This window comes from Polynucleobacter sinensis (assembly GCF_001595985.1).
GTDB classification, from domain to species: Bacteria; Pseudomonadota; Gammaproteobacteria; order Burkholderiales; family Burkholderiaceae; genus Polynucleobacter; species Polynucleobacter sinensis.
The window spans coordinates 322,233-328,815 of the sequence record NZ_LOJJ01000018.1; the positions used below are offsets into that span (position 1 = coordinate 322,233).

The window sequence follows — 6,583 nt, forward strand, 5'->3', positions numbered from 1 at the left end:
GTTTACAACAAAATTAACTTTGCTTCATTACCATATTTTGTGTTGCAACTGGCGCTGGGAATCCAGCGGCTGCGAGAGATTCACTCATGACACGATTGGTATCAAAATACACTTGCCAGTAGTGATCATTATTGCAATATGGTCGCACCGCCAATACTGGGCCAACTAAATTGAATTCCAAAATATTCACTTCAACTGCTGGGTCCTGCAGAACGTTGGGGATATCCGCAATCTTTTCACGCAGCAGCTTCATGGCGGCCGCTTGGTCTGCGGCGCCTGATAGTTGGCATTTCAAATCAACGCGACGGTATGGGGTATGGGTAAAGTTCTGGATGGTATCGCCCAGAATCTTAGTATTACCAATCATGGTTGCAATATTGTCGGGAGTGTTGATCGTTGATGAAAATAAGCCAATCTCCTTTACTGTGCCCGTAACGCCAGCAGCAGTAATGAAATCCCCCACCTTAAATGGGCGCAACACGATCACAAATACACCTGCAGCAAAATTGGAGAGGAGTCCCGCCCATGCGGCGCCGATTGCTACGCCTGCGGTGGCAATTAAGGCGGCAAAACTAGTGGTCTGAATGCCAAAATATCCTAAGATTCCAACAACCAAAAGAATATTCAAAGTTACAGAAACAACTGAGCCTACATAACGCAGAATTGTTGGATCGAGTTTTTGGGCCTCGAGCGTTCTACGAATGACGTTTAGTGCAATTCCAATAAGCCAGCGCCCAACCACCCAAAAGGCTATAGCAGCTAGGATTTTCAGGCCAATATCGGTAGCGGCGGTTACTAGCAACTGCTGAACGTGTTCAAAATCAATATCTTTCATTACTTCATTCCTATGTTTAATCAATGCGAGCTTTTAAGTTGATGTTTCAGATTATTTCTAATAACTATCTGCGTGGATATTAGCTATAGGGTTAATAGATATTAACTGAGAGGCTAATTATCATTATTAACTCTATAAGTAAGCACCGCAACTCCATGTGGTAGATGCTCAACATTGGCCAAGATTCTATGAATCATTATTTATGCACCTGCTCTAAAAAATTATGCAAATTACTTGCGCTATCTTGGGTGCTATTAATGACGCAATGGGCTTTAAGTGATTTAGCAAATGCTCAGCCTAGCGCGGGTCAGTTACTGCAGCAAATCCAAACTGAAAATCCAGTAGTCTCTGTTCCTGAGCTTGATGGCCAAGATGGGAGGGGCAGACTTCCAGCGGCGACTCCCGCAGAGAAGAAGGTACTCATTAAAGAGTTTAGGTTTTCAGGCAACACCAATGTTTCAGAGAAAGATTTACAAAGATTAGTTGCCCCCTACGTAAATCGTGAACTTACCTTTAATCAATTGAAGGCAATTGCCGATCAAATTACTAATTACTACCGTGAGAAGGGTTGGCTTGTTAGGACCCTGATACCTAAGCAAGACATTACTGATGGTGTTTTAACATTTCAGATTGTAGAGGCAATTTTTGGGGGATTCATTATTAATAATGAATCTACACGCGTATCTAATGAGCGTGTTGAGTCCTGGTTAAGCAATCAAGTTAGTCCTCAATCAAAATTTTCGCTGACAGATCTTGATCGAGGAATTTTATTATTAAATGATCTACCTGACGTGAGTGCAGAAGGAGTGCTAAAGCCTGGAGCTAAGCCTAACGAAACAGATGTATTGGTTACAGTAGTTGATAAACCAAAAGTCGATGGCTATTTCGATGTTGATAACTATGGCGTTAGTTCTACTGGGGGTATTCGCGGTATTGCCAGCGCCTATCTCAACAGCCCATCAGGGTTTGGAGATCAGGCAATAGCTTATGCCATGTTTTCAGAGGGCTCACAATTTGGACGTCTGACCTATAACGCTCCAATCGGCAAGGATGGCTTGAGGGCTGGAGTCTACGGAAGCTATTTAAATTATCGCAACGTTGATTCAGCCTTTAATAGCTTGGGACTTACAGGTAATGCTGCCTCTGGTGGTGCTGAGGCTAATTACCCAATCATACGAAGCAGGTTAGCAAATTTGTATGCATTCGGAAGTTATGGGTTTAATACATTTGATAACAAAAGTAATAGTCAGACTACCAGCCAATACTCAAGCGCCGTAGGAGTATTTGGAATTTCAGGAAATAGGATTGATAGATTTGCTGGTGGCGGTTCTATTGCCGGATCATTGGCAGTTTCTTACGGGGATATTTTGCTCGATGGATCTCCATTGCAGTCATTAAATCAGGCCACTATTAATACTGGCGGCACTTTCTCAAAGTTGCGCTATACATTAAATCGCTTGCAAACACTCACCAATAGCTTATCTGCATATCTTTCTGTATCAGGTCAATATGCTCAGAAAAATCTAGACTCATCTGAGCAAATGTATTTGGGCGGGCCATTTGCTGTTAGGGCTTATGCAGTTGGGCAGGGCGCATCCACCAATGCAAATTTAGCAACTGCAGAGCTAAGGTGGCAATTACCCAGACAGACTCAACTGACAGCCTTCTACGATATCGCGAGCGCGCAGACTTGGGCCAATGCTAATTTCACGGGTAACTCACTAACGAATCAATATTTAATGCAAGGATTGGGGCTAGGTGCAATCTGGAGCGGGGCTAAAGGGGTTATCTTGAGAGCCGCTTGGGCTCACCGCACTGGCAGCCTTCCTTACTCAGTCGCTCAATACATGAGTACCAATGGCGGCATGAATCAAAACCGTTTTTGGTTGAACGCAACAATTTCTTTCTAGTCATGAAGCCACTCTTTTCACAGCAAATTCTATTCTCATGCCTGGTATTGGCTGGGTTGGTTCAGGCGGCACCCCCTTTGCCGGGAGCATTGCCAACGGGTGGAGTGGTTTCTAGTGGAAGCGCTAGTATTGCCACTGCAGGCAATACGATGACTGTCAATCAAAGTACAAATCGTGCCGCAATTAATTGGGATACTTTTAATGTTGGAAAAAGTTCTACCGTAAATTTTATACAACCAAATACTCAGTCAGCAACTCTTAACCGGGTCACCGGCAATAGCCCTAGCCAAATTTTTGGTCAAATTCACGCAAACGGGCAGGTGTATTTATTAAACCCATCGGGAATCTATTTCGCTCCCGGTGCAATGGTCGATGTCAATAGCATTGTTGCAACTACGCATGACTTAAGTGATGCTGATTTCATGGCGGGAAAATCGAGCTTTTCAAGAAAAGGCTCTACAGCATCAGTAGTGAATGAAGCCCAGATTAGTGCAAGTATTGGCGGCTACATTGCATTACTTGCGCCCGAGGTCAGAAATAATGGTGTCGTGATTGCGAAGCAAGGCACCATTGCGATGGCAAGTGGTGAGCTTATTACTCTCAATTTTGGCCCAATAAGTAAGTTAGAGAGTATTGCCGTTACCCCTGGCGACTTTAATGCTCTAGTTGTCAATAATCATGCGGTGCTCGCAGCTGATGGCATGGTGATTCTATCGGCTCGAGCAATGAATCAGTTGGCTAGCCAAGTGATTCAAAACGGCACTATTGAAGCTAAAGGAATCTCTAGTCAAGGCGGAAGAATTATTTTAGATTCTGGTATCAATGGATCGACGCAGATTTCAGGATTATTGGATGTCACTTCAGATACCTCCAAAGGCGGACGCATTGAGGTATTGGGGCAAAATGTTCAAGTAAAAAGTACCGGTGTACTCGATGCTTCAGGCTCTACTGGTGGTGGTGAAGTACTAGTCGGTGGAAGTTGGCAGAACTCCGATTTGAGAGTCTCTCAAGCGATTACAACCACCATTGAGGCTGGCGCTAGTTTACGCGCCAACGCGACTGATTATGGTGATGGTGGAACGGTCGTTGCGTGGTCGGATGTGGTGAATCAAAATTCACAGACAACAGTTGCTGGTAATTTACAGGCTAAGGGTGGCATCAACGGCGGTAATGGCGGTCGCATTGAGACCTCAGGATTTCGCGTCAATAGTGAAAATGCTTTCGTGGATGCATCTTCCCCAAAAGGTCGTGGTGGCCTTTGGTTGATAGATCCTAGCGATGCAACCATCAATCAAACCATTGCCGATGGCTACGCAAATACGCTAAATACTGGCACCAGTGTTCTGAATAGCGTCAATGGCAATATTGATACCGTTACTGGTGTGAATATTTCAAAAACCGCTGGGGGAGATGCGGCTTTCACACTTCAAGCTACGGGCAACATTGCTATTGCTTCTGGAACGAAGATTGAATCCACTTCTGGCAAGTTGGATGTTGTGCTCAATAGTAATAGCAATGGTGGTGGCGGTGCTGTATCAATGACGGGTGCCACTATTAAGACAAATGGCGGCACGTTTACTTTGGGCGGAACTTCTAATCCATTGACAGGTTCTGCAGTTGGAATTGCCAGCAAGATTACTGGCGCCTCAATTGATGGTGGAGAAATTACTACTGCTGGAGGTAATGTCAGTATTCGTGGAGAGGGTTTTTCGGGATCGCTAGGGGGAGCAGAAACGGCCTGGAACTCTACTTTTGGAGTTCGCATTGGTCAAAATGCCGTAATTAATTCTGGCGGTGGAAATATCACTATCGCTGGACTTACTGCATCTGGGAATCCAAATGCCTTTAGTCACGCCATTCTTTTTGGCGATCAAGGTTCTATTTCTGGAGGTGCAAGTATTCTCTCTGGATCCGGAAATATTGTTATCTCCGGCAATACATTGGGTGGCGGCAACTACTCCAATGGAGTTTATTTTCAGAGTTCTCTAGCTCATCCTGTCACTATTTCTGCTAGTGGTGCTGGTAGTGTATCGCTGACTGGATTTACAAGTAACCCTAGTACTTTAGAAAATCATGGTGTGTTTTTTGAGGAAGGCACCCAAGCAATTAGCACTCAAAATGGTGCGTTATCCATCACCGGTAAAGGTAGTGGTACAAATGGATATGGCATTGCCTTTCAGCATGCTGCTAGCACTAACAATACGACCATTGGCTCAGCAACTCAAACAGGAAATATTGATATCACAGCCGATAGTATGTTGTTTGTTGCAACTACAAATGCAACTATTCAAGGTGCCGGTAATTTAACATTTAATCCGTTAACAAATTCAACTCCGATTGAATTTGGTGCAAGCGGCCCCCTCACAAAATTAGTAGTTCCCAGTGCTGCATTTGGTTCACAAATTGCAGATGGGTTTTCTCAAATCAATATCGGCTCTACTAGTGGAAGTGGTGCAATTTCTACAACGGCTGATTTGACGGCTAGAGATAATCTCGCAATTATTGGCGGCTCTGGACCCATCCAAATCTCTAATGTAATAAATGCTGGTAGCAATACCCTTACGTTAAATTCAAGCACTTCGATCACTGAGTCTGGTGCTGGCTCTATTACAGCAGATAAATTATTGGTGCTGGGCACATCCGGCGCTAGCACTTTGCAATCTGCTAGTAACTCTGTGAATGTTTTAGCCGCAAATACTGGTTCACTAGCTTATGTAAATAGCGGCGCATTGACAGTAGGGGGGATTGATTTCACTTCAGGTGTCACTGCATCCGGCCCTATCAGCATTGCAACCGCTAACGGAAATTTAACGGTTGCAAACAATATTTCTACAGGCTCTACCTCTCTAAATGCAGTGAATCTGATTGCAGGAAGAGATTTCACCGCGGGTAATATTGCTGGCGGCAATATTGCCATCAACTCCGGAGCTCAAATTAATGTTGGCTCCGGTGGGGCTGCGATGCTTTATACCGGTAGTTACGTTGATAGTACAGGTGTGGCGCAATTGGTCAGTAGTAGTGGGGGTTCATACCGCTTTAATAGCGACCCTAATACTTCTAACTTCACAACTCCATTGGGGGTTGGGATCAATGTGATTTATAGGGATCCATTTGCACCAACTCAAGCGCCATCAGAGGGTGCAGAAATCTTATCTACTACGCCGCCAGTAGTACCCATCATGCCTGAGCTTGGATATGAATATATTGTTAAGGATAGTAACGCCAACATCAACACCATAGAGGGTGTTGGCCAAGGCGCTGGAGGTCCTGGCGATGGATCAGGTCCGGGTAATGGCGCTGGTCAAGGTAAGGGTGCACCAAGCACCTCCCTAATGGAGATTCCAGTAACTGATCCAACAGCTCAAACATCTAACGCCAACATTAATACCGTAGAGGGTGTTGGCCAAGGCGCTGGAGGTCCTGGTGATGGATCAGGTCCGGGCAATGGCGCCGGTCAAGGTAAGAGCGCACCAAGCGCTTCCCCAATGGAGACCCCAGTAACTGATCCAACAGCTCAAACATCTAGCGCCAATATTAATACCGTAGAAGATGTTGGCCAAGGCGCTGGAGGTCCTGGTGATGGATCAGGTCCAGGTAATGGTGCTGGTCAGGGTCAGGGTAAGGGTAGCGACAATACTCCTGGGAATAACGGAAATCAATCTAATGGAAGTGGGTCAGGATCCAACCCATCATCTACGCCTGGAACATCGGATATTCCAAGCACTCCAAATGCTCCAAGTACTCCAGTAGCGCCAGCGAATCCAGATGCGCCAACTACTCCGAATGTGCCAAACACCGCTCCAGGTACAACGGATGCTCCAAGTACTCCAAATGCTCC

Annotated in this window: 3 protein-coding genes; 2 read left to right on the forward strand and 1 reads right to left on the reverse strand. The window is 45.3% G+C overall.

The window, feature by feature from the left end:
* Positions 1-13: 13 nt before the first annotated feature.
* Positions 14-835, reverse strand: coding sequence for a mechanosensitive ion channel family protein (locus AOB49_RS11565; protein WP_062311235.1), 822 nt, complete (start codon positions 833-835; stop codon positions 14-16).
* A gap of 257 nt (positions 836-1,092) precedes the next feature.
* Between AOB49_RS11565 and AOB49_RS11570 the strand changes: the two genes are divergently transcribed.
* Both AOB49_RS11570 and AOB49_RS11575 read left to right on the forward strand, forming a co-directional pair.
* Entirely contained in the window at positions 1,093-2,745 is a 1,653-nt protein-coding gene (locus tag AOB49_RS11570) for a ShlB/FhaC/HecB family hemolysin secretion/activation protein (RefSeq protein WP_172793434.1), read from the forward strand.
* A 2-nt stretch (positions 2,746-2,747) separates the two neighbouring features.
* Positions 2,748-6,583: beta strand repeat-containing protein (locus tag AOB49_RS11575; RefSeq protein ID WP_062311239.1), on the forward strand; the 3,836-nt coding region annotated here is incomplete at its 3' end.

What these genes read in the sequence shown, in the direction of transcription:
- AOB49_RS11565 (WP_062311235.1), bottom strand. Translation starts at nt 835, where the DNA reads ATGAAAGATATTGATTTTGAACACGTTCAGCAGTTGCTAGTAACCGCC.
- AOB49_RS11570 (WP_172793434.1), top strand. Translation starts at nt 1,093, where the DNA reads ATGACGCAATGGGCTTTAAGTGATTTAGCAAATGCTCAGCCTAGCGCG.